The sequence below is a fragment of the Vibrio sp. 03-59-1 genome, from assembly GCF_013114135.1.
GTDB lineage: Bacteria > Pseudomonadota > Gammaproteobacteria > Enterobacterales > Vibrionaceae > Vibrio > Vibrio cortegadensis.
In genome coordinates this window covers 67,892-90,657 of record NZ_VTYA01000012.1, presented here as the reverse complement: position 1 = coordinate 90,657, position 22,766 = coordinate 67,892, and the positions used below count along the sequence as shown (strand labels likewise).

Below are 22,766 nucleotides of genomic sequence, written 5' to 3'. Positions count from 1 at the left end.
CTATAAAGCTAATGATCTAAAATGCTAATGACCTAATATGCTCATAGCCTAAAAGCTAACGGTCTATTAAAGCTAACGGTCTATAAAGCTAATACAGTTCCTTAAGTTTTCGAGTAAGTGTATTGCGCCCCCAGCCTAAAACTTTAGCGGCATCTTGTTTATGACCATTGGTGTGCTCCAATGCGGCTTCTAACAGTATACGTTCAAACTCAGGAAGTGCATAAGAAAGTAGTTCTGTTTCTCCAGAAGCTAATGAATTTTTGGCCCAGGTAGTGAGTTGATGCTGCCAACTCGCATCTGAGTCAGGAGCGGTCATTTTCTTGTCATCGACTAATTCAGTCGGTAGATCGCTGGGTAGAATTTCACTGCCACTTGCCATTACGGTTAACCAACGACAAATATTCTCTAATTGCCTGACGTTTCCCGGCCAAGCGAGCGTATTGAGTACCTCGATTGTCTCTTTGTGCAGCGATTTTATTTCGACACCTAACTCTTCTGCGGCCATGCTAAGAAAGTGCTGTGTTAGCTTTTCGATATCTTGCTTACGCTCTCTTAACGCTGGAATATGGATCCGAATAACATTCAAACGGTGGAATAAATCTTCGCGAAAATCTCCGGCTTTAACGAGTTGCTCTAGGTGTTGGTGGGTGGCGGCAACGATTCTGACGTCTACTTGTACAGGTGATCGCCCACCGACTCGATAGAATTGGCCATCGGATAACACGCGCAACAAGCGAGTTTGGATATCAAGAGGCATGTCACCAATCTCATCCAGAAATAGTGTGCCGCCATTTGCCTGTTCAAAGCGGCCTTGGCGAACGCTATTGGCTCCAGTAAATGCCCCTTTTTCGTGACCAAATAATTCTGATTCAATAAGATCTTTTGGAATAGCGGCCATATTTAATGCAATAAAGGGTTTGTCTGCTCTAGGGCTGTGACGATGCAGTGCATGAGCCACGAGTTCTTTGCCGGTTCCTGATTCGCCATTGATCAATACGGAGATAGAAGAGCGGGACAGTCGACCTATCGCTCTGAATACTTCTTGCATGGCAGGGGCTTCACCTATGATTTCAGGTGCATTGGTATTCAAGGCTTCTGCGTTAGAGTGAGAACGTTTTTGTTCTTGGCTATGTGCGATGGCGCGTTCGACTAAAGTGAGTGTCTCATCGATATCGAATGGTTTTGGTAGATACTCAAAAGCCCCTTTTTGATAAGCGTTCACCGCCGCATCAAGATCGGAGTGCGCGGTCATAATAATCACAGGCAGATCAGGGCAGCGCTGTGACACTTGGTTGAGTAGGTCAATACCATCCATTCCAGGCATGCGAATATCGGACACTAAGACATCGGGTATTTCGCGTTCTAATGCCATTAATACACTTTCAGCGTCGGCAAATGTTTCGCATTTTATATTGGCGGAAGAGAGGGTTTTCTCAATTACCCAGCGAATCGACCTGTCATCATCAACAACCCATACGTAGCCTTTACTCATCTTTTGTTCCTTGCAGCAAATTTGGTGAACTCAGTGATTTATTAAGTGATATTGGATTTTTGTATCCTGAGTGAAATTAAATCGGTAAATAGATCGTAAATATCGTATGACCGGGCCAGCTTTCGACGTCAATTTTCCCATGATGCTGATCGATCAAATTCTGTGAGATAGATAAACCCAACCCGGTTCCGCCTTCTCTGCCACTGACCATTGGATAGAAAAGTGTGTCCTGTAGCTCACTAGGAATACCTGGGCCGTTGTCGATAATTTCAATCCGTGCCGCAAGCTTGTGCCGTTGCCCGTGAATGTTGGCCTGATGCACTGTTCTGGTGCGGATGGTGATAATGCCTTGCGGCTGGTTCGACAGTATTTGAGCCGCGTTACTCACAATGTTGAGCATCGCTTGCTCAACTTGGTCGGTGTCCATCAAAATATCGGGCAGGCTAGGGTCGTAATCTCGCTCAATACGTACATCCGCATTAATGTCTAACTCTACAAGCTGGCGGACTTTCTCTAAAATTAAATGCAGATTTTCGCTCTTCTTCTGCCCCGGTTTTTGAGGGCCAAGTAAGCGGTCAACAAGCACTCGAAGCCTGTCTGCTTGTTCAATAATGATCTGGGTGTATTCGGTCAACTCTGGATCAGGTAGCATTTTCTCCAATAATTGGGCAGCGCCTCGTAACCCTCCAAGAGGATTTTTGATTTCATGAGCCAGCCCGCGAACCAGTAATTTGGCGGCTTGTTGTTGAGCGTGTTGGTTTAACTCTTGGCTTAAACGTCGCTGTTGATCAATCTTTCTCATTTCAACCAATAGCATTAATGCCTTTTTGTTGGAATGAGGAGCTTGGCAGGAGAGTGGACTCACCGTCACTTCGAGCATGAGTGGTTTACCATCGACCACGAAGGTGACATCGCTATCAGTGACACTTTGGCCGCTCTGTAATGGTTGAGTGAGCAGGGCAAGATCCAGAGAGGCGTGTTGGATTAATTGAGACAGCGGGTGATCGACAATGCGTTTTGAACTTTGAGAAAAAAGTTGCTCCGCGGCTGGGTTGGCGTAGCGAATGATCAGGCCGTCGTCGAGCATTAAGGTAGCCGTGACCATGTTATTAATAATCGAACTGGTTAATTCAGAATTCAAAACAGCATCCTTGTCTATTGATCCACTTGAGGGCGATGCACCAAAGTTGTGCAACACGATCTCAGTATGGCTTATAAAGACAAGAAGAAAAAGTAAATACAGAGGCGATTAAACCGATATTTAGCTTAGTTATCTTGCAATTACACTACTTAGCCGTGGCACGATGTAAATACACCGTGATAGGAGTAGTCAATGCAATAAGCTTGCCGCTTCTAACTGCTTGAATTGAAATAGTATGAGCTCCACGGTCGATATTTTTTAAGACCCAAGTTGACTGGATTTGCGGCGCTCCATAACGTTTGCCGTTAAGCATGAGTTGCAGTTGTTCTCCGATGCCCAGTTTTCGGTTTAGCTGTGCGCTTATTGGAATAATACCTCGGGTACTGCGAACGGTCTCTTCATGCTGAGGTGCGCTGAGAGTGATAGTTAACCGCTCTGGTTTAGCCGGCTGCGGTTTCACATATTTTACTATGTTGTTGTTGGCCTTAACCTTGTGTTCATTTGGTGTTTCACTCGGAATCGCGTTGGTGGCGATGTTCTCTATTTCGGGCGCTGGTGGCTCGGCTTGGTAATCTGGAAGGGTAATTGTCAGGCTTTTAGCATTCAACGCGTTGTCATTAAAGTGGATAACGTTATTCTCATCCTCCCAAGTATAAACCTCTTGAGCATGGCTCGTTATTGGCCTGATGAACAGTATTGACCAAGCAAGTATTAGGCTGATGATGGCGACTATAGACTTCATATTCTCTTTTCCTGACGAAAGTGAATTCATTTCAAGCGTGCCATTATTGAGTTGAAGGCAATAAATGCTTGGCTTTGGCTGTTTAAGAAATAAAACAGAACCCATGCTAATGGGGATATGAGATCAGGAAAATACAAAAAAGGCCCGCCTGCGAGGCGAGCCTGAAATTTTAATCGGCTTAGTTACATGTTACATGAGCGACGGTATACCGACGCTCATTTGTATTTTAAGCTAGGTACTAAGCAACTAAGCAACTAAGCAACTAAGCAACTAAGCCAAGCGCGATACTCGCTAGAGTTATACTGAGTAGTACAGGTCAAACTCAAGTGGGTGTACCGCCATGTTCAGTTTTTCAACATCTTGCGCTTTAAGGTCGATGTAAGAGCTGATGAAGTCATCAGAGAATACGCCGCCAGCCGTCAGGAATTCACGGTCAGCATCTAGTGCTTTCAGCGCGATATCTAGAGATTCCGCTACTGTTGGGATCTCTGCTGCTTCTTCTGCTGGTAAATCGTATAGATCTTTATCCATCGCTTCACCTGGGTGGATCTTGTTCTTAATTCCGTCAAGACCAGCCATTAGCATTGCAGAATATGCAAGGTACGGGTTCGCTGCTGGGTCACCAAAACGTAGCTCAATACGACGTGCTTTCGGGCTTGGCACGACTGGAATACGGATAGATGCAGAACGGTTACGTGCTGAGTAAGCAAGCATTACAGGCGCTTCGAATCCAGGAACAAGACGCTTGTACGAGTTTGTCGCTGGGTTTGCAAATGCGTTGATTGCACGAGCGTGCTTGATGATACCGCCGATGTAGTAAAGTGCCATTTCAGATAAGCCGCCGTACTTGTCACCTGCAAATAAGTTTTGGCCGTCTTTGTTTAAAGACATATGCACGTGCATACCAGAACCGTTATCACCAGCGAGTGGTTTTGGCATGAATGTCGCTGTTTTACCGAAAGCGTGCGCTACGTTATGTACCACATACTTATAGATTTGAGTTTCATCTGCTTTATTCGTCAGCGTGTTGAATCGAGTCGCAATTTCGTTTTGACCCGCCGTCGCTACTTCATGGTGGTGTGCTTCAACAACTAAGCCCATCTCTTCCATTACTAGACACATTGCAGAACGAATATCTTGAGATGAATCAACAGGAGCTACTGGGAAGTAACCACCTTTAACGCCAGGACGGTGACCTTTGTTACCACCTTCGAAATCAGCACCAGTATTCCATGCCGCTTCTACGTCATCAATTTTGAAGAAAGAACCTGACATATCTGTTGAGAATTTTACATCATCAAATAGGAAGAATTCTGGTTCTGGACCAACAAGAACAGTATCAGCGATACCCGTTGCGCGTAGGTATTCTTCAGAACGTTTTGCGATTGATCGAGGGTCACGATCGTAGCCTTGCATTGTTGCAGGCTCAAGAATGTCACAACGAATGTTGAGTGTTGGATCTGCAGTGAATGGGTCTAAAACCGCACTTGCTGCATCTGGCATCATTACCATGTCAGATTCGTTGATTCCTTTCCAGCCAGCAACTGAAGATCCATCAAACATTTTACCGTCTTCAAAGAAGTCAGCATCAATTTGGTGAGAAGGAATTGAGATATGTTGCTCTTTACCTTTTGTGTCGGTAAAGCGTAGGTCAATAAACTTAACTTCGTTTTCTTGGATTAGCGACAGAACATTTTCTACTGACATCGTGGATAACCTCCAGTGTTATTAAATCGATATTGGGTGCGATTCTATTCATTAAGAGTAAATAGTAATCGGCATTGATTAATGACCATTTGCATAGAACTAATCGATGCTGACTATTCTTAATGAGCTTACATAAAGAGTAAGCCAAAACCGTGCCAAAAAAATTATTCCTTTAATTTCATTGATTTGAAGCATTTGTGTTTTTGTTTTTATCTTCTATTGCACCAAGATGATCCTGAGGCGCACTATTTTGGTGCGGATTATTGATGGTGCACTAAAATGAATCACAAACGCATACTATTCAGCATCTTCTTGCAGATATTGTCAATCCACTTTTTATAAGAAAGGGCGCTTATATGTGTGTTATTCGTCACTTTTGGAGTGGATAAGAAATAAAAATTTCAATTCAGATCACATATTTTTGGGTTTCTGCAGAATATCTGGTATATTATTGACCGTTTTTTAAATCAGTTGGCGGCACTCCTGCGGCTACTTTTTATGAGTGAATCGAAAATCCATGTCTACTCCACAGATTGATAAGTTAAGAAATATCGCGATTATCGCGCACGTTGACCACGGTAAAACAACTCTGGTTGATAAATTGCTACAGCAATCAGGTACACTTGAATCTCGTGGTGAAGCTGAAGAGCGCGTCATGGATTCGAATGATATCGAAAAAGAACGTGGCATCACGATTCTTGCTAAGAACACAGCAATTAACTGGAACGATTACCGTATCAACATCGTAGATACTCCTGGACACGCGGACTTCGGTGGCGAAGTTGAGCGTATTATGTCTATGGTAGATTCTGTTCTACTGATCGTTGATGCAGTTGATGGCCCAATGCCTCAAACGCGTTTCGTTACACAGAAAGCATTCTCACACGGTCTTAAACCGATCGTTGTAATCAACAAGATTGACCGCCCTGGCGCTCGTCCTGATTGGGTTATGGATCAAATCTTTGACCTATTCGACAACCTAGGTGCTACTGATGAGCAACTAGACTTCACTACTGTTTACGCATCAGCACTAAACGGCTGGGCAACAATGGAAGAAGGCGTTGTTGGCGAAGACATGGAACCACTGTTCCAAGCGGTTGTTGATACAGTAGAAGCTCCACAAGTTGACCTTGATGGCGCACTACAAATGCAAGTTTCTCAACTAGATTACAGCTCTTACGTAGGTGTTATCGGTGTTTGTCGTGTAACTCGTGGTTCAGTTAAACCTAACCAACAAGTTACAATCGTTGGCTCTGATGGCAAGAAACGTAACGGTAAAGTCGGTACGGTTCTTGGTTACCTAGGTCTTGAGCGTCACGAAGTTGAACAAGCGAATGCTGGTGACATCATTGCAATCACAGGTCTTGGTGAGCTGAAAATTTCAGACACTATCTGTGACGTAAACGAAGTTGAAGCGATGACTCCGCTTTCTGTTGATGAACCAACAGTAACAATGACGTTCCAAGTAAACACTTCTCCGTTCGCGGGTAAAGAAGGTAAGTTCGTTACTTCACGTAACATCCTTGAGCGTCTTGAAAAAGAATTAGTACACAACGTAGCACTACGTGTTGAAGAAACAGATAGCCCAGACCGTTTCCGCGTTTCTGGTCGTGGTGAACTTCACCTATCTATCCTTATCGAAAACATGCGTCGTGAAGGTTTCGAGCTAGCAGTATCTCGTCCAGAAGTAATCATCAAAGAAGAAGATGGTAAGCTAATGGAACCGTTTGAAACGGTAACTATCGATGTTGTTGAAGAGCACCAAGGTGCAATCATGGAAAGTATTGGTGTTCGTAAAGGCGAACTAACTGATATGGCACCAGATGGCAAAGGCCGTGTTCGCATGGACTTCATGATGCCTTCTCGTGGTCTTATCGGTTTCCAAACTGAATTCCTAACAATGACGTCTGGTTCTGGCCTTATCTACCACTCATTTGATCACTACGGCGATCACAAAGGTGGCGTAATCGGTCAACGTGCGAACGGCGTACTAATCTCGAACGGTATGGGTAAAGCAGTAACTTACTCACTATTCAACCTTCAAGATCGTGGTCGTTTATTTGCAGAGCACGGTGACGAAGTATATGAAGGTCAAATCATCGGTATTCATAACCGTGCAAACGACCTGACTATCAACTGTCTACGTGGTAAGCAACTAACTAACGTACGTGCATCTGGTACTGATGAAGCTCAAACGCTTTCTCCTGCTATCAAGTACACACTTGAGCAAGCTCTAGAATTCATCGATGATGATGAACTAGTAGAAGTAACACCAGAAAGCATTCGTATTCGTAAGCGTCTTCTTACTGAAAACGAACGTAAACGTGCAAGCCGTCCAGCGAAGTAATTCGTTAAACGCGTAAGCAAAAATCTAAGGCCCTGCTAGAAATAGCGGGGTTTTTTTTTAACTAATCAATGTGCGTTACATTGAGGCGAATAGATGAAATACGATATGAAGCCTATTGTTATTACAGGTGGCCCAGGTGCAGGGAAAACGACATTAGCCAATGCATTAGGAGCTTGTGACTTTGAAGTCTACTCTGAAGGTTCACGCACTCTGATTGAGCAACAGAGCCAATTGGATGATGGAGTATTACCGTGGACGGATTTACCCGCATTCGCTGAGTTGTGTTTAGAGTTGATGGCGGAACAAAAGCGGGCCGCATTAGCCGATGCAAAGATGAGCATTATGGATCGAGCGATCCCTGATATTTGTGCTTATTTGGAGCAGGGAGAGATTGAGGTAAGTGAAGCGTATCGTAGCGAGAGCTTGGGCTACCACCAGAAAGTGTTTCTTTGTGCACCTCAGCGTGAGATTTACGTCCAAGATGACGTGCGTCCTCACCCGTTTACGGAAGCGTTAGAGATCCATCAGAAGTTAGTTAAGGTTTATCAGGCTTTTGATTATGAGGTGGTGAATGTGCCGTGGGGAACTGTTGCTGAAAGAGTGGAATTCATGTTGGCTGAATTGCACGTACCATCAGTGGAACAATTCGATTGCTAAAGTGAACGCGACAAACATTCTATACCGCGTCCACTTTGACTATAAATAATGTTGTTTGCTGTTTTTCGTGTTTCTCTGTTCAGCGATTTCGCTATTTAGTCGCCTAGTTATTTAGTAGACCCGTTATCTAACAGACCTGCTATTCAACAGCCCAGTTATTTAGCATTCAACTTTTTCAGAAATTTATCGGACTCTGCGATAGCGGTATTCATCTGTTTAATCGCATAACTAATATCTTGCTCCAATGACATAAACTCTCCTTGAAGTGAGCCTATCGCACTCGCGTTTAAGTTATGTTTTAAGTAGAGAGTATTGTCACGCAGTGTATTGAGCACGGGTGTCATTTTTTGCTCTGCACGTTTCATCGCTTTCAGCATCGCCGTGTAAGAGGTTTTGGTCTCACGTAGCTTTTGTTCGCTTGAACGACGTAATTTGCTGCTGGTGTATAAATCTAACTCGGTTTGCCATTCATCAAACAGCGCATCAGAAACATCTTTGATAGCGGCTATTTTATTGCGAACATCTTGTGCCGCTTGCTCGCTGTCTTGGTATTTATCATTTATTTTATTATAAATGGCCTCAAGCTCGCCTCCGTCAAATTTGGTCAGTGCTGATAACGCTTCGAGAGCACTGGTAAACTCTTGTTGAGCATCTTGTTGAGACTCTTTGGCATCCTCAACGCGATCGACCATGATGTCTCGTTTATGGTAGCCGACTTGTTCCATTGCTGAGTAATATGCGCTTTGACATCCACTTAACGTAAAAACTGATAGCAGAATGATAAGTACGTAGGGCATCCTATTTCTCCATACATAGGTATAATCAATTATTAATAAGACTATGAACGAGTTATTTGGGAGATACAAGTTGAGAATCGAACAGATTACACAGCAATTGGTGCCATTTGGACGCTATTTGCTCACGCGAATGAGCCATGACCGAGTCAATGTAAATGCGGGCTACCTTGCTTACATTACGCTGCTTTCGATTGTGCCACTGCTGACTGTTTTGTTATCGATACTGTCTTCATTTCCAGTTTTTGAGAATGTAGGCGTGGTATTACAAAAATTCATCATCACTCATTTTGTCCCTGCGGCGGGAGATGCGGTTCATGGCGCATTAACCGAATTTGTCGCCAATACTGGAAAGATGACGGCAGTTGGCGCTGCATTTTTGTTTATTGCGGCATTAATGCTGATTTCAAATATTGATAAGAACCTTAACTATATTTGGCGAGTGACTGCAAAACGCCGCGCTGTCTTTTCATTTTCAATGTACTGGATGGTATTGACGCTTGGTCCCGTATTGATTGGTGCCAGTATTGCGGCAACATCGTATGTGACCTCTCTCAACTTTCTGGAGAGTGAAACGATCTCTGGGGTATATCACACATTACTTCGCTGGCTGCCTTTTATCCTCTCTTTAAGTACTTTTGTTGGCTTATATCTGTTGGTTCCAAATAAGAAGGTACACATTAGCCATGCGGTGATGGGTGCATTAGTGGCGGCACTGCTTTTTGAGATGAGTAAGAAAGGTTTTGCCCTTTATATAACCCAGTTTCCTTCTTACCAATTGATTTATGGCGCATTAGCCGCAATTCCTATCCTGTTTGTGTGGGTGTATTTATGTTGGTTGATTGTATTAATTGGGGCGGAAGTTACAGCAGCATTAGGCGAAAGTGCTCAGTGGAGTTCGAAGCAAGAAGTGCTAAACTCGACCATAATTAGTGATGAAGAAGAAGGAATTACCAGTGATAGCACTGATCCAAAGAGTAAGTGAAGCCGCTGTTAAAGTGGAAGGTGAAGTCGTTGGTGAGATAGAGCAAGGCTTATTGGTGTTGCTCGGCGTAGAAAGAGATGACGATGAGGCAAAAGCGAAACGCTTGATGGAGCGTGTGACGACTTATCGCGTGTTTGGTGATGATGACGACAAGATGAATTTGAATGTAAAGCAAGTCAATGGAAGTGTACTTGTGGTCTCTCAATTTACTTTGCCTGCGGATACAAAGAAAGGCACCCGAGCCGGATTTTCTCGTGGCGCTCACCCTGCCGACGCTGAGCGTTTGTATGATTTCTTTGCTGATCAATGTGAGCAAGTATTGCCAACTGAACGTGGTCGCTTTGCTGCTGATATGAAAGTATCATTAGTTAACGATGGTCCCGTGACGTTTTGGTTGCAGGTATAGCGGTAAATAGGATTTTTCTAAAAAAGGATTTTCATGTTTAAACTTATTACTCCAAAGACGGAGAATCAGCTAAACAAGTACTACCATTTTCGCTGGCAGATGCTACGTGAGCCATGGCGGATGCCGATTGGTTCAGAGCGAGATGAGTATGACCCAATGAGTCACCATCGGATGATTGTTGATGGCCGTGGTCGACCTATCGCGGTTGGGCGACTTTACATTACCCCCGATAACGAAGGGCAAATTCGTTTCATGGCGGTGAAAAACTCGGCTCGAAATAAAGGGATGGGATCTCTGCTCCTTGTGACCCTTGAGTCGCTTGCACGTCAAGAAGGGGCTAAACGTCTGGTTTGTAGTGCGCGTGAAGATGCGATTTCATTTTACGAGAAGAATGGTTTTGAAAGCCAAGGCAACTTGAATGACCAACGCGGGCCTGTACGTCATCAACAGATGATTAAACCTCTCGATCCAATGGCAGACGTGCTTCGTCGGCCAGAATGGTGTAGTGAACTGCAAGAACGCTGGGAGAATCATATTCCGATCAGTGACAAGATGGGAATCAAGATCAACCAGTACACGGGATACCAATTCGAGTGCAGTGCGCAACTCAATCCAAACTTAAACCCACACAACACCATGTTTGCGGGTTCCGCCTTTACCCTCGCGACTTTAACGGGGTGGGGGATGGCTTGGTTATTGATGAAAGAGCGTAACTTGAAAGGGGATATTGTGTTGGCTGATAGCAATATTCGTTACCGCCACCCCGTTGAGGAGAGCCCCGTTGCGATGACTTCTTTAGATGGGATCAGTGGTGATTTGGATCGGCTGGCTTCAGGGCGTAAAGCTCGGATTGTTATCAATGTCACTATCTATAGTGGAGACGTCGCGGCGGTGCAGTTTATTGGAACTTACATGCTGCTACCCAACTATAAAGCGGTGCTAAATAGTAGCATGTAAGCGCAATGATAATAATTGCGCCCTTGTCACGATAGTGGCCAGTTCATTAGCGATGGCCGTATGGATCAATCTTGAATGAGCGGGGTATTATCCGTTAAGCATTGATCTTCGGCTTGGCTAATATCAGAAGTCAGCGCTCCAGTGTGTTTCTGACAAGCTTGTTGATACTCTAGCGTAACCTTCTCTTTCTTTGGTAACGCTAGATCGTATTGCCCTTTAATTTTCCCATCAATATCACTCCCAATGATGGTGATTTTATTGACATTAATTCGCCCTCGATCCATTTGAATCTGAATATCTGAGATCTCTACAGGAATAAATTCTGCTTCCTTACTGTGAGCCGACACATCCGTAGATGGATCTATGATTTCGTTCTCTTTCTGCTTCTCTTCTGATTGAGGCTGAGCTTGCTGTTGAGCCAGGTCTTGTGGCTTTGGCAGCGGTTTCGGTGCTATGTGCTGTTGAGGTGGGTTCGCAATCGCAGCATTTCGAATCGAGCCTTGCATTTGCCCCGTTAAGGAGTGAGCGAACATGAGTTCATCTCCTGCGAGCCCTGACGCTGTGAGTTCGAATTCAGCTAAACCATGCAGTTCAAAAGGTAACTTCAAAGGCTTAACTAGAGGTTGAATGTCTAGCCCATCGACACCAATCTCAAGTTGCCATGGCTGACTCGGCTTAGAAAATGCCATGGTGGCGCTGGCTTCGATATAACCTTGTTGTAAAGGGAAGAATAGGCGATTGAGCCGCCAGTCACCATGTTGACTCTCCATCTCAAAGAGCCCCTGTGAGGCCACAATATTTTGATAGCTGGCACTGTTGGCACTCATGGTAAATGAACCATTCCAGATACCTTGGCGACCTTTCCTGATGAGTTCTAACGACTTTCCTTCCGCACTCATGCCTGAGAGTTGCCAAAATGGTTCAGTCGCAAGTTGAATAAATTGGCTACGTTCAATGTTGAGTTGCTCAATAGAGAGTGATTGATAATCGTGAAAAAGCTTGCCTAACCAGTGAGTTGAGTTCTCTTGCTCTGCTATCCATTTGACACCGTTGATCGAGAGATTTTGTAGCTTGGCAGAGTTGGGTGAGAACTGCCCATTAAAAGCAACAAACCCTTGAAGTAAGGAGGCATTGAAATTCGATATCTTAATGGAATTAGGAAAGAAATTCGCTTGAAAACTCGGCTCGATCCACTGCTCACCTTGATAAATAACACTTTCCGCATTGAGTGATAAATATCCAGAGTCTTGCTGCCAAATTTTCGTTGGAAAAGTGAGATCTTCAATCGAGGCGTCAACATTAATAAGGTGGATGTCATTGAAAGCTAAATCGCTATTTAGGATGTCGACACTATTAAGATCCCAATTCACTGGAGCAATGTTTTCCCAAGGCTTGGCAAGAATACGTTCTACCTGTTTCTGGTTTAGGTTGAGCTTATTGAGAGTGACATTGATGAGTGACCAACGATCATTTATCTGTTCTGCTTGTCCTGATATTTGAGCATCACGCCACTCAAAAGAGAGACCATAAATAGTGCTGCGCTCTTGCTTGTAGTTGCTGCTGATCAGCAGTTGATTGAACGCCTCACCTTGCCAGTAAACCTGGTCAGCACTGAGCTGAACTTTACCAAATGGCATGATCTGGTTGGCGTGCGACCAAAGTGGTTTTTCTATTTGTATATTCATTCCACGGGCACTGAAATGACCGTCTGAATAATCCAAATTATTGATGGCTAATTGAGAGACTAGGACGTTCTCTGGTGGATGGGTCGCGTTGATGCCTTGCTGTAGGCTTAACCCGTCAATCAAGACGCTATCAATGGCAAGCTTGCCCTCTTTTATTAGGCGAGAGTTCAGCCAGATATCCACTTGATCAATATAGCTCAGGTCTGTTTTTTCAAAACTTACGTCATGTAGAGTGAAGTGAGTTGGGAACTCGTACGTCACTTTTTTAATATGGGTTGGTATCAGGATCGAAGACGATGGATATTGGATGCTAGTGTGTTGACTGGCAAGCCGTTGAGAATAAGAAGAGAGCAGTGAATTAACCAGCGGGGTCGCGTACTGAGTGTGTAATACGCCTATCAATACACATAACGTGGCCGTTAGCAGCAGAAGCAGAACAATGACTGCTTTAATGGCTCTATTCATTCCCTGATTGCCTTTTTTCAATATTCAGATTGATACATTGGCCCAAATTCGATCTTTCATCAACAAAAAAAGCCCCTCAAAAGAGGGGCTTGCTCGTGATTTCTTGGTTTTAGTCTAGTTGAGGGCCTGCTGCAACGAGTGCTTTGCCTTCGTCATTATCAGTGTATTGAGCGAAGTTTTTGATAAAGCGTTGTGCTAGATCTTCCGCTTTGCTACTCCACTGTAGTGGATCGACGTACGTATCTCGTGGGTCCAAGATTTCGGCATCAACACCATGTAGAGATGTTGGTACTTCTAAATTGAACATTGGGATAATCTTCGTTTTAGCATCATCGATAGAGCCATCTAAGATAGCGTCAATAATACCGCGAGTATCTTGGATAGAGATACGTTTACCCGTGCCATTCCAACCAGTATTGACAAGGTAAGCTTCCGCGCCAGCCGCTTCCATACGTTTCACCAGTACTTCAGCATACTGAGTTGGGTGAAGTGTTAGGAATGCAGCACCAAATGCAGCAGAGAACGTTGGTGTTGGCTCTGTGATGCCACGCTCTGTACCTGCCAGTTTAGCGGTAAAGCCTGATAGGAAGTGGTACTTCGTTTGTTCTGGCGTCAATTTAGAAACAGGAGGTAGTACACCAAATGCATCCGCGGTTAAGAAAATAACTTTCTGAGCATGGCCTGCTTTTGAAACTGGCTTAACGATATTATCGATGTGGTGAATTGGGTAAGACACACGAGTGTTTTCTGTTTTAGACCCATCATCAAAATCGATAGAGCCATCGCCACGAACCGTCACATTTTCTAGTAGTGCATCACGGCGGATCGCGTTGTAAATGTCAGGTTCCGCTTCTTTTGAAAGACGAATGGTTTTCGCGTAGCAACCACCTTCAAAGTTAAAGATACCTTCATCATCCCAACCGTGCTCATCATCACCAATGAGCTGACGTTTAGGATCGGTAGATAGAGTCGTTTTACCTGTACCAGAAAGACCAAAGAAGATCGCAACGTCGTCTTTTTCACCAACGTTTGCAGAACAGTGCATAGAAGCGATGCCTTTTAGAGGAAGTAGGTAGTTCATCATTGCGAACATACCTTTTTTCATTTCACCACCGTACCAAGTACCGCCGATGATTTGAACGCGCTCTGTTAGGTTGAAAGCCACGAAGTTTTCAGAGTTAAGACCATGCTCTTTCCACTTAGGGTTAGTGGTTTTTGCACCATTCATAACAACGAAATCAGGTTCGAATGAAGCAAGTTCTTCTTCTGAAGGGCGAATGAACATATTTTTAACGAAGTGAGCTTGCCATGCGACTTCAGTAATGAAGCGAACGGCTAGGCGTGTATCTTGGTTCGCGCCACAGTAACCATCGAGTACGAATAGACGTTTGCCTGAAAGCTGCTCAGTCACTAACGCTTTTAGATCGTCCCATACTTCAGGGGTGATGGCTTTGTTGTCATTTTTACCTTGATCAGACCACCACATCGTGTCGCGTGTTGTCTCATCTTTAACGATAAATTTATCTTTTGGTGAGCGTCCAGTAAAGATACCAGTATCAACTGCAACCGCACCTAGTTCCGTTACTACGCCTTTTTCGTAGCCTTCTAAACCTTCGCGCGTTTCTTCAGCAAACAATTGGTCATAACTAGGGTTATGTACAACCTCAGATACGCCAGATAATCCATGTTTTGTCAGATCGATTTGTGCAGCCTTTGTATGTTCCATAACGGTCATAGGTGCTCCTTGTAGGATATTTTGTAGGGATTTTGTAATAATTTTTGTTTTGTAATCTGCTCACCATGCTAACAACGAGATAGGGAGAAAACAGGGATATAGTTCAAAAAATACCCATATCATATTCGTGGATTTAAGTGTCTCGTCACATATTGGCGCCTATTATTTTATCCTGTCCGCAATCCTTTGCGCTAGAGCTAAATGATTATTACTTTCAAAAAAATAAGTGAGGAATTTGGCCGTTTAAGCCTTGCTATGACTGGGTTTGGATCACAAAAAAGGCCAGCGAAATGCTGGCCTTAGTACGAGTTTTATGTGCTTCTTAATTTATGCAAATTAATGAACAGTGTTGCTATCACTGGCAGCATCGCTGTACATGGTATCTACGTTGCTCTTGTCGAACGTGTAATTCGTGCCGCAGTAATCACAATGTAAAGAAATAGATCCTTCCGATGCAAGAATGTCGTAAACTTCTTCTTTTGCAATCGTCATGATGGCAGATGCACTACGTTCACGTGAACAGCCGCAATGAAATTCCACATCTTGAGGTGTAAATACTTGTACTTTTTCTTGATTATATAAGCGATAAAGCAGCTCATTTGCTTCAAGAGTGAACAGTTCTTCATTTTTAACAGTATTGGTTAGCTGCTCTAGGTGCTCAAAGTCGTTAGGAGAACCTGTTCCATCCGGCATTACCTGCAACAGCATACCCGCTGCATGAGCTTTACCTTGGTGTTCACCTAAGCGAATCCATAGTCGAGTCTTAAGTTGCTCTGAACGCTCAAAGTAACCCTCTAGCACTTGTGCAAGGTTGTCACCCTCTAAGCCAACAACACCTTGATAGCGTTCGCCCTTCTTCGGCGTAATGGTGATCACTAGGTGGCCTTTACCAATAAGGTCATGTAAACCAGCGTCATCAGCAATATCACCTTCAAAGCGTGCGACACCACGAACTTTCTGATCGTGGTCGCCATTGATTACCGCAAGAGATACGGGACCATCGCCTTGAAGTTGTAGTGTGATTGAACCTTCAAATTTTAACGTTGCCGTTAATAGAGTAGTGGCTACTAGCAATTCACCCAGTAAATTTTGAACGGGTGCTGGGTATTCTTTGCTAGATATAATTTGTTGGTAAGTTTCGTCTAATTGCACTAATTCGCCACGAACCGATAGGTTGTCAAATAGGTAGCGGTTTAAAACGTTTTGTGCCGTTGGTTTCGTTGTCATAAGGGCGATCCAGCTTATTGTTGCTTAAATTTAATGATGTTGCGGCGCTGCTTTTTATCAGGGCGGCGTTCAGGGCTTGGGCTAACGGCATGTAACTTGCGATCTTGTGCATGTTGCTCACGCTTGGCCACGCTTTCTTGTGTTTCTGTATAAAGGGTTTGAGCTTCTGGTGCTCCTCGTCGCTGATCAGAGACTTTCTCGATAGTGACGGTTTTTTCTTCATTTCCTTGACGCAAAGTGATAACTGCCCCAAGTTCAACAATTTTACTTGGTTTACTTCGTTGACCATTATAGTGGACTTTGCCACCATCAACCATGTTACGAGCAACGGAACGAGTCTTGTAAAAACGTGCCGCCCATAACCATTTGTCTAGCCTTACTGCTGATGTTGGGGAACTCATAACGCGAATGTACCTCTAAGTGAGATGGTGAATCGTCATATACTGCTGCTAACAATGGTGATTGCGATCAAATTTTTCAAGGTTACTTGCAAATTCAGTCTTCGCTCTCAGCCTAATTTGTTGACTGTGTTATAGTTCGTCCCTATTTTACCCGCGATAAAATTGGCGGTTAATATGCGTATGGTAGAAAGCCAAGAATGAAGAAGGAATCGAATTTTTGAAACGATTAGAGCTCGGAAGCGGAATCAATAGTAGCCCGCTATATATGCGGTTATTGAATAACGGGCCAGCACTCCAGCAACAGATCAGTTTTGTACTAACACTAGTCTTAATCGCAGCGTCTGCTTGGATACTAGGGCAAATCATATGGTTCGTTCAGCCTCAAAGCGGAGCTCTAGTCCCATGGAAAGCGCAAGTCTCTCAAAACCGTGGTAATCATCAATCGCAGCAGATGGATCTATCTGACTTACAAAGTATCAACCTGTTTGGCGCTTATGATGAAAAAAGACCTCAAGTGATCGCTAAACCTGTTGTGCAAGATGCGCCGAAAACACGTCTTAATCTTGTGCTCGTGGGTGCGGTGGCAAGTTCAAACCCTAATACCAGTTTAGCGGTTATAGCCAATCGCGGTAAGCAAGCGACATACGGTATCAATGAAGAAATTGAAGGCACTCGCGCTAAGTTGAAAGCGGTATTGATCGATCGAGTCATTATTGATAACTCTGGACGAGATGAGACGTTAATGCTCGAAGGGTTAGAGTATAAGAAGCTTTCTGTTTCAGAACCGAGTAATAAAAAAACCGTTTCTAATGTCCGTGGTAACAACCCATCAAGCGCTCGTGATAAGTTAGCCAAGATAAAACAAACGATTACTCGTGATCCACAACAGATATTCCAATACGTTCGTCTATCCCAAGTTAAGCAGGGTGGTAAAGTACGAGGCTATCGCGTTAGCCCGGGTAAAGAGCCAGAGTTATTTCAGTCGGTTGGTTTACAAAGCGGCGATATAGCCACGCAACTGAATGGGTTAGACCTCACCGATCCAAAGGCGATGGGGCAAATATTTAGGTCGATTTCTGATTTGACAGAGCTGAGTCTCACTGTCGAGAGAGATGGACAGCAACACGACATCTATATTGAATTTTAGCGACACCATCATCGATATTGATAACGAATTATACATTTAAGATAAGAAGACAGACTCATGCCACATGGGGTGAGTAGAGGGAGAGGTTCGTGAAACATTGGTTGAAGAAGAGTGCATGGTTGTTAGCGGGATGCTTATTCTGTACTCCAGCGGCTATCGCAAATGATTTTAGTGCGAGTTTTAAAGGAACAGACATTCAAGAATTCATCAATATTGTTGGTCGAAATCTAGAAAAAACCATCATTGTTGATCCTGCCGTTCGAGGAAAAATCGACGTCCGTAGTTACGATGTACTCAATGAAGAGCAGTATTACAGCTTCTTCTTGAACGTATTAGAAGTCTACGGTTTTGCGGTGGTTGAAATGGACACCGGCATCTTGAAAATCATTAAAGCGAAAGATGCAAAAACCTCAGCAATTCCTGTTGTGGGTAATAACGAACGCATTAAAGGCGACAGCGTGATCACTCGTGTTGTGGCGGTGAGAAATGTATCTGTTCGTGAATTATCTCCATTATTACGTCAGCTAAATGATAATGCGGGCGCGGGTAACGTTGTTCACTACGACCCTGCTAACATTATTTTGATTACTGGCCGTGCAGCGGTGGTGAATCGTTTAGCGGAAATCATCAAGCGTGTTGACCAAGCGGGTGACAAAGAGATTGAAGTAGTAGAGCTAGCAAATGCCTCTGCTGCTGAAATGGTACGTATTGTTGAAGCGTTAAATAAAACCACTAATACAAAAAATACCCCTGCTTTCTTACAGCCTAAATTGGTGGCCGATGAGCGCACCAACTCGATTCTGATTTCAGGTGACCCGAAAGTGCGTGAACGCCTACGTCGTCTGATTGAACAACTGGATGTTGAAATGGCGACCAAAGGTAATAACCGTGTGGTTTACCTGAAATACGCGAAAGCAGAAGACATGGTGGATGTGCTAAAAGGCGTATCAGACAACCTGCAAGCGGAGAAACAGTCGGGCGGTAAGAACAGTAAAACTAAGCGCGGTGATGTCGTGATTGCGGCGCATAAAGGCACCAATTCTCTCGTGATCACCGCTCCGCCAGATATCATGAATGCGATTCAAGATGTGATTGCTCAGCTTGATATTCGTCGTGCGCAAGTACTGATTGAAGCATTGATTGTTGAGATGTCAGAAGGCGACGGGGTGAACCTAGGTGTTCAGTGGGGCAACCTAGAAACCGGCGCGATGATCCAGTACGGCAACACGGGCGCATCAATCGGCCAAGTGATGGTTGGTTTAGAAGAAGCGAAAGATACAACCAAAACAGAGAGCTATTGGAATTCTACGGACAATAAATGGGAAAGTCGCGAGACAACCGAAGAAGGTGATTACTCTACTTTAGCAAGCGCATTAGGGAAGGTGAACGGCGCAGCCATGAGTGTAGTCATGGGTGACTGGACTGCCTTGATTAGTGCTGTCGCGACAGACTCTAATTCGAATATTCTCTCTTCTCCAAGCATTACAGTGATGGACAATGGCGAAGCTTCCTTCATCGTGGGTGAAGAAGTGCCGGTATTGACGGGTTCAAGTGCGAGTTCGGGTAATGACAACCCATTCCAAACCGTTGATCGTAAAGAAGTGGGTATCAAGCTGAAAGTGGTACCACAAATCAACGAAGGCGACTCGGTTCAGCTACAAATTGAGCAAGAAGTATCGAACGTTCTTGGCGCGAATGGTGCGGTTGATGTCCGTTTTGCTAAACGTCAGCTTAATACGACCGTGATTGTGCAAGATGGACAGATGCTGGTGCTTGGTGGTCTGATTGATGAGCGTGCATTAGAGAGTGAATCTAAAGTGCCGCTATTAGGTGACATTCCGTATTTGGGGCACCTATTTAAATCAACCAGCACTCAAGTTGAGAAAAAGAACCTGATGGTGTTCATTAAGCCAACCATTATTCGTGATGGCATGAGTGCTGATGGCATTACTCAACGTAAATACAACTACATTCGAGCTGAGCAGCTATTCAAAGCGGATCAAGGCTTGAAGTTGATGGATAACAGCTTGATTCCGGTATTGCCTGAGTTTGGTGATGACATTCGTCATCCCGCAGAAATTCAAGCGTTTCTAGATCAAATGAAAGAGACGCAATAATGGTTGATATGTTGGATACGGCGCCAGCTTATCGTCGTCTACCTTTTAGTTTCGCCAACCGATTTAAACTGGTATTGGAGTACGCTCACCCTGAGCGTCCCCCGATCTTGTTTTATGTTGCGCCCATCAAGGCAGCGGCATTAATGGAAGTTCGTCGAGTGCTAAAAGGGGCTTTTACGCCTGAAGCGATTTCAGAAGAGCTGTTTGAAAAAAAACTGACCGATGCCTATCAACGTGATTCGTCGGAAGCGCGTCAGTTAATGGAAGATATCGGAGCCGATAACGATGATTTCTTCTCTCTTGCGGAAGAACTACCACAAGATGAAGACCTACTTGAGTCGGAAGACGACGCACCTATCATCAAATTGATCAACGCCATGCTTGGTGAGGCGATCAAAGAGGGTGCTTCTGATATTCATATTGAGACATTCGAAAAAACCTTATCGATTCGCTTCCGTATCGATGGTGTGTTGCGTGATGTTCTAGCGCCAAGCCGTAAACTCTCACCACTATTGGTGTCGAGGGTTAAAGTGATGGCGAAGTTGGATATTGCAGAAAAGCGTGTTCCACAAGATGGCCGTATCTCATTGCGTATTGGTGGCCGAGCGGTGGATGTGCGTGTTTCGACCATGCCATCGTCACACGGTGAGCGTGTGGTAATGCGTCTTTTAGACAAAAACGCGACCCGCTTAGATCTACACAGTTTAGGCATGACAGCCGAAAATCATGAAAATTTCCGCCGTTTAATCAAACGACCTCACGGTATTATTTTGGTGACGGGCCCGACGGGTTCAGGTAAATCAACCACCTTGTATGCGGGCTTGCAAGAGCTAAATAGCAACGAGCGAAATATCCTCACGGTTGAAGACCCGATTGAATTTGATATCGACGGTATTGGCCAAACTCAAGTTAACCCAAAAGTGGATATGACGTTTGCGCGTGGTTTACGTGCCATTCTTCGTCAAGATCCCGATGTGGTGATGGTCGGGGAAATTCGTGACCTAGAGACGGCGCAAATTGCGGTTCAAGCATCATTAACGGGTCACTTAGTGATGTCGACATTGCACACGAATACCGCTGTTGGTGCGATTACTCGTCTGCGTGATATGGGGATCGAACCTTTCCTCATCTCGTCATCATTATTGGGAGTATTGGCTCAACGCTTAGTGAGAACATTATGTTCAGACTGCAAAGTGCCTTACCAAGCCGATAATGAGCAGAAGAAACTGTTTAATCTCGGCAGTGATCAAGAGTTGGTGCTGTACAAAGCTCATGGTTGTGAGCAGTGTAATAACAAAGGCTACCGTGGCCGAACGGGTATCCATGAACTTCTAATGATAGATGAATCCGTCCAAGAACTGATTCATGGCGAAGCGGGTGAACAAGCGATTGATAAATGCATCCGCTCTAAAACGCCAAGTATTCGTGATGATGGCTTAGCGAAAGTGAAACGTGGCATAACCTCGCTTGAAGAAGTTATGCGAGTGACTAAGGAAGCATAATGGCGGCGTTTGAATACAAAGCCTTAAACGAAAAAGGCAGACAGAAAAAAGGGGTTATCGAAGGTGATAATGCTCGTCAAGTTCGCCAGCGTTTAAAAGAGCAAGGCTTAGTCCCGATTGAAGTGGTGGAAACACAGACCAAAGCGAAAGCTGATAAAGCCAGTGGTAAATCTTCAGGTTTTAAGCGTGGCATCAGTACGCCTGATCTTGCTTTGATTACGCGTCAGTTATCGACATTAGTACAATCAGGCATGCCACTTGAAGAGTGCTTAAAAGCCGTTTCTGAGCAGTCTGAAAAACCACGAATTCGCACCATGATGGCCGCTATTCGTTCAAAGGTGACGGAAGGTTACACGTTGGCAGACAGTTTTGCGGATTATCCGCATATTTTTGATGAACTGTTTCGTTCAATGGTTGCTGCGGGTGAAAAATCTGGTCATTTAGATGGCGTTTTGGAGCGACTTGCCGACTATGCTGAAAACCGCCAAAAGATGCGTTCTAAGTTGCAACAAGCGATGATCTATCCGGTTGTGCTTGTCGTCTTCGCCGTGGTGATTGTGTCATTTTTGCTGGCAAGCGTGGTGCCAAAAATCGTCGAACCTATTTTGCAGATGGGTCAAGAGCTGCCTCAATCCACTCAAATACTGCTAGCATCCAGCGAATTTATTCAAAACTGGGGGCTGATGTTGCTCTTTGTGGTCGTGGTCAGCATATATCTTTGCAAGCTTGCCTTGAGTAAACCTAGCATTCGTCTGAGTTGGGATAGAAAAATCCTCTCGATGCCGCTGATTGGAAAGATCTCGAAAGGATTAAACACCTCCCGCTTTGCTCATACATTATCGATTTGTACGTCGAGTGCGATCCCTATTCTGGAAGGGATGAAAGTGGCAGTGGATGTGATGTCGAATCAGTATGTGAAAAATCAAGTCACGGCCGCAGCCGATAATGTGCGCGAAGGTTCGAGTTTGCGTAAAGCCCTTGAACAAACCAAATTGTTTCCACCAATGATGCTGCATATGATCGCCAGTGGTGAACAAAGTGGTCAGTTAGAGCAGATGCTGACACGAGCGGCGAACACACAAGATCAAAACTTTGAATCTACCGTCAATATCGCGTTGGGTATTTTTACCCCTGCACTGATCGCGTTAATGGCGAGTTTGGTGCTGTTTATTGTGATGGCAACCTTGATGCCAATGCTGGAAATGAATAACTTAATTAGTGGGTAGTGTCGTCAATATACGCAGTCAATTTTAGAGCTG

Annotated in this window: 18 protein-coding genes; 9 read left to right on the top strand and 9 right to left on the bottom strand. The window is 44.4% G+C overall.

The window, feature by feature from the left end; translation table 11 throughout:
• Positions 1 to 88: 88 nt before the first annotated feature.
• From glnG to glnA, 4 genes are all read right to left on the bottom strand, one after another.
• Entirely contained in the window at positions 89 to 1,492 is a 1,404-nt protein-coding gene (glnG, locus tag F0249_RS13455) for a nitrogen regulation protein NR(I) (RefSeq protein WP_171756983.1), read from the bottom strand.
• A 76-nt stretch (positions 1,493 to 1,568) separates the two neighbouring features.
• Positions 1,569 to 2,633, bottom strand: a complete 1,065-nt coding sequence (gene glnL, locus F0249_RS13450) for a nitrogen regulation protein NR(II) (protein WP_171756982.1) — start codon at positions 2,631 to 2,633, stop codon at positions 1,569 to 1,571.
• Positions 2,634 to 2,778: 145 nt separating this feature from the next.
• Positions 2,779 to 3,375 (bottom strand): DUF4124 domain-containing protein, encoded by a 597-nt coding sequence (locus F0249_RS13445; protein ID WP_171756981.1) that lies wholly within the window; start codon positions 3,373 to 3,375, stop codon positions 2,779 to 2,781.
• A gap of 297 nt (positions 3,376 to 3,672) precedes the next feature.
• Complete coding sequence (gene glnA, locus F0249_RS13440; protein ID WP_017053836.1) at positions 3,673 to 5,082, bottom strand: glutamate--ammonia ligase; 1,410 nt, start codon at positions 5,080 to 5,082, stop codon at positions 3,673 to 3,675.
• A 517-nt stretch (positions 5,083 to 5,599) separates the two neighbouring features.
• Between glnA and typA the strand changes: the two genes are divergently transcribed.
• Entirely contained in the window at positions 5,600 to 7,429 is a 1,830-nt protein-coding gene (gene typA / locus F0249_RS13435; protein WP_113796172.1) for a translational GTPase TypA, read from the top strand.
• Between the two features lie 105 nt (positions 7,430 to 7,534).
• Positions 7,535 to 8,086, top strand: a complete 552-nt coding sequence (locus tag F0249_RS13430) for an AAA family ATPase (protein ID WP_171757009.1) — start codon at positions 7,535 to 7,537, stop codon at positions 8,084 to 8,086.
• Positions 8,087 to 8,241: 155 nt separating this feature from the next.
• Here F0249_RS13430 and F0249_RS13425 read toward each other — a convergent pair whose 3' ends face one another.
• The gene (locus F0249_RS13425; protein WP_171756980.1) at positions 8,242 to 8,883 is read right to left on the bottom strand and encodes a DUF2959 domain-containing protein; all 642 of its coding nucleotides are present in this window, start codon (positions 8,881 to 8,883) and stop codon (positions 8,242 to 8,244) included.
• Between the two features lie 43 nt (positions 8,884 to 8,926).
• Here F0249_RS13425 and F0249_RS13420 point away from each other — a divergent pair, with 43 nt between their 5' ends.
• From F0249_RS13420 to F0249_RS13410, 3 genes are read left to right on the top strand one after another with little or no spacing between them, the layout of a single operon-like run.
• Positions 8,927 to 9,865, top strand: coding sequence for a virulence factor BrkB family protein (locus tag F0249_RS13420; RefSeq protein WP_017053832.1), 939 nt, complete (start codon positions 8,927 to 8,929; stop codon positions 9,863 to 9,865).
• Positions 9,837 to 10,271, top strand: a complete 435-nt coding sequence (gene dtd / locus F0249_RS13415; RefSeq protein WP_017053831.1) for a D-aminoacyl-tRNA deacylase — start codon at positions 9,837 to 9,839, stop codon at positions 10,269 to 10,271. The genes F0249_RS13420 and dtd overlap by 29 nt, the downstream gene beginning before the upstream one ends.
• Positions 10,272 to 10,304: 33 nt before the next feature.
• Positions 10,305 to 11,228, top strand: a complete 924-nt coding sequence (locus F0249_RS13410; protein ID WP_017053830.1) for a bifunctional GNAT family N-acetyltransferase/hotdog fold thioesterase — start codon at positions 10,305 to 10,307, stop codon at positions 11,226 to 11,228.
• Positions 11,229 to 11,293: 65 nt separating this feature from the next.
• On the opposite strand, the gene F0249_RS13405 is transcribed toward F0249_RS13410, so the two are convergent.
• The 4 genes from F0249_RS13405 to hslR form a co-directional block, all read right to left on the bottom strand.
• Positions 11,294 to 13,378, bottom strand: coding sequence for an AsmA family protein (locus F0249_RS13405; protein WP_171756979.1), 2,085 nt, complete (start codon positions 13,376 to 13,378; stop codon positions 11,294 to 11,296).
• A 109-nt stretch (positions 13,379 to 13,487) separates the two neighbouring features.
• Entirely contained in the window at positions 13,488 to 15,113 is a 1,626-nt protein-coding gene (pckA, locus tag F0249_RS13400; protein ID WP_017052072.1) for a phosphoenolpyruvate carboxykinase (ATP), read from the bottom strand.
• A gap of 336 nt (positions 15,114 to 15,449) precedes the next feature.
• Positions 15,450 to 16,340 carry an Hsp33 family molecular chaperone HslO gene (gene hslO, locus F0249_RS13395; RefSeq protein ID WP_113796180.1) on the bottom strand — a complete coding sequence of 297 codons (891 nt, stop codon included), beginning with the start codon at positions 16,338 to 16,340 and terminating at the stop codon, positions 15,450 to 15,452.
• Between the two features lie 14 nt (positions 16,341 to 16,354).
• A complete protein-coding gene (gene hslR / locus F0249_RS13390) occupies positions 16,355 to 16,741 on the bottom strand; it encodes a ribosome-associated heat shock protein Hsp15 (RefSeq protein WP_113796182.1) in 387 nt (128 codons plus the stop codon).
• Positions 16,742 to 16,958: 217 nt separating this feature from the next.
• Here hslR and gspC point away from each other — a divergent pair, with 217 nt between their 5' ends.
• The 4 genes from gspC to gspF all read left to right on the top strand — a co-directional run bounded on the left by gspC (position 16,959) and on the right by gspF (position 22,733).
• The gene (gene gspC / locus F0249_RS13385) at positions 16,959 to 17,888 is read left to right on the top strand and encodes a type II secretion system protein GspC (RefSeq protein ID WP_040887159.1); all 930 of its coding nucleotides are present in this window, start codon (positions 16,959 to 16,961) and stop codon (positions 17,886 to 17,888) included.
• Between the two features lie 89 nt (positions 17,889 to 17,977).
• The gene (gspD, locus tag F0249_RS13380) at positions 17,978 to 20,005 is read left to right on the top strand and encodes a type II secretion system secretin GspD (RefSeq protein WP_171756978.1); all 2,028 of its coding nucleotides are present in this window, start codon (positions 17,978 to 17,980) and stop codon (positions 20,003 to 20,005) included.
• A complete protein-coding gene (gspE, locus tag F0249_RS13375; protein WP_017052067.1) occupies positions 20,005 to 21,507 on the top strand; it encodes a type II secretion system ATPase GspE in 1,503 nt (500 codons plus the stop codon). The genes gspD and gspE overlap by 1 nt, the downstream gene beginning before the upstream one ends.
• Positions 21,507 to 22,733 carry a type II secretion system inner membrane protein GspF gene (gene gspF, locus F0249_RS13370; protein ID WP_113796186.1) on the top strand — a complete coding sequence of 409 codons (1,227 nt, stop codon included), beginning with the start codon at positions 21,507 to 21,509 and terminating at the stop codon, positions 22,731 to 22,733. The genes gspE and gspF overlap by 1 nt, the downstream gene beginning before the upstream one ends.
• Positions 22,734 to 22,766 lie beyond the last annotated feature (33 nt).

Bases quoted from the DNA above. Each gene is read 5' to 3' on its own strand.
- glnG (WP_171756983.1), bottom strand. From the start codon at position 1,492: ATGAGTAAAGGCTACGTATGGGTTGTTGATGATGACAGGTCGATTCGC.
- F0249_RS13445 (WP_171756981.1), bottom strand. From the start codon at position 3,375: ATGAAGTCTATAGTCGCCATCATCAGCCTAATACTTGCTTGGTCAATA.
- glnA (WP_017053836.1), bottom strand. From the start codon at position 5,082: ATGTCAGTAGAAAATGTTCTGTCGCTAATCCAAGAAAACGAAGTTAAG.
- typA (WP_113796172.1), top strand. From the start codon at position 5,600: ATGTCTACTCCACAGATTGATAAGTTAAGAAATATCGCGATTATCGCG.
- F0249_RS13430 (WP_171757009.1), top strand. From the start codon at position 7,535: ATGAAGCCTATTGTTATTACAGGTGGCCCAGGTGCAGGGAAAACGACA.
- F0249_RS13425 (WP_171756980.1), bottom strand. From the start codon at position 8,883: ATGCCCTACGTACTTATCATTCTGCTATCAGTTTTTACGTTAAGTGGA.
- F0249_RS13420 (WP_017053832.1), top strand. From the start codon at position 8,927: ATGAACGAGTTATTTGGGAGATACAAGTTGAGAATCGAACAGATTACA.
- F0249_RS13410 (WP_017053830.1), top strand. From the start codon at position 10,305: ATGTTTAAACTTATTACTCCAAAGACGGAGAATCAGCTAAACAAGTAC.
- F0249_RS13405 (WP_171756979.1), bottom strand. From the start codon at position 13,378: ATGAATAGAGCCATTAAAGCAGTCATTGTTCTGCTTCTGCTGCTAACG.
- pckA (WP_017052072.1), bottom strand. From the start codon at position 15,113: ATGACCGTTATGGAACATACAAAGGCTGCACAAATCGATCTGACAAAA.
- hslO (WP_113796180.1), bottom strand. From the start codon at position 16,340: ATGACAACGAAACCAACGGCACAAAACGTTTTAAACCGCTACCTATTT.
- hslR (WP_113796182.1), bottom strand. From the start codon at position 16,741: ATGAGTTCCCCAACATCAGCAGTAAGGCTAGACAAATGGTTATGGGCG.
- gspE (WP_017052067.1), top strand. From the start codon at position 20,005: ATGGTTGATATGTTGGATACGGCGCCAGCTTATCGTCGTCTACCTTTT.
- gspF (WP_113796186.1), top strand. From the start codon at position 21,507: ATGGCGGCGTTTGAATACAAAGCCTTAAACGAAAAAGGCAGACAGAAA.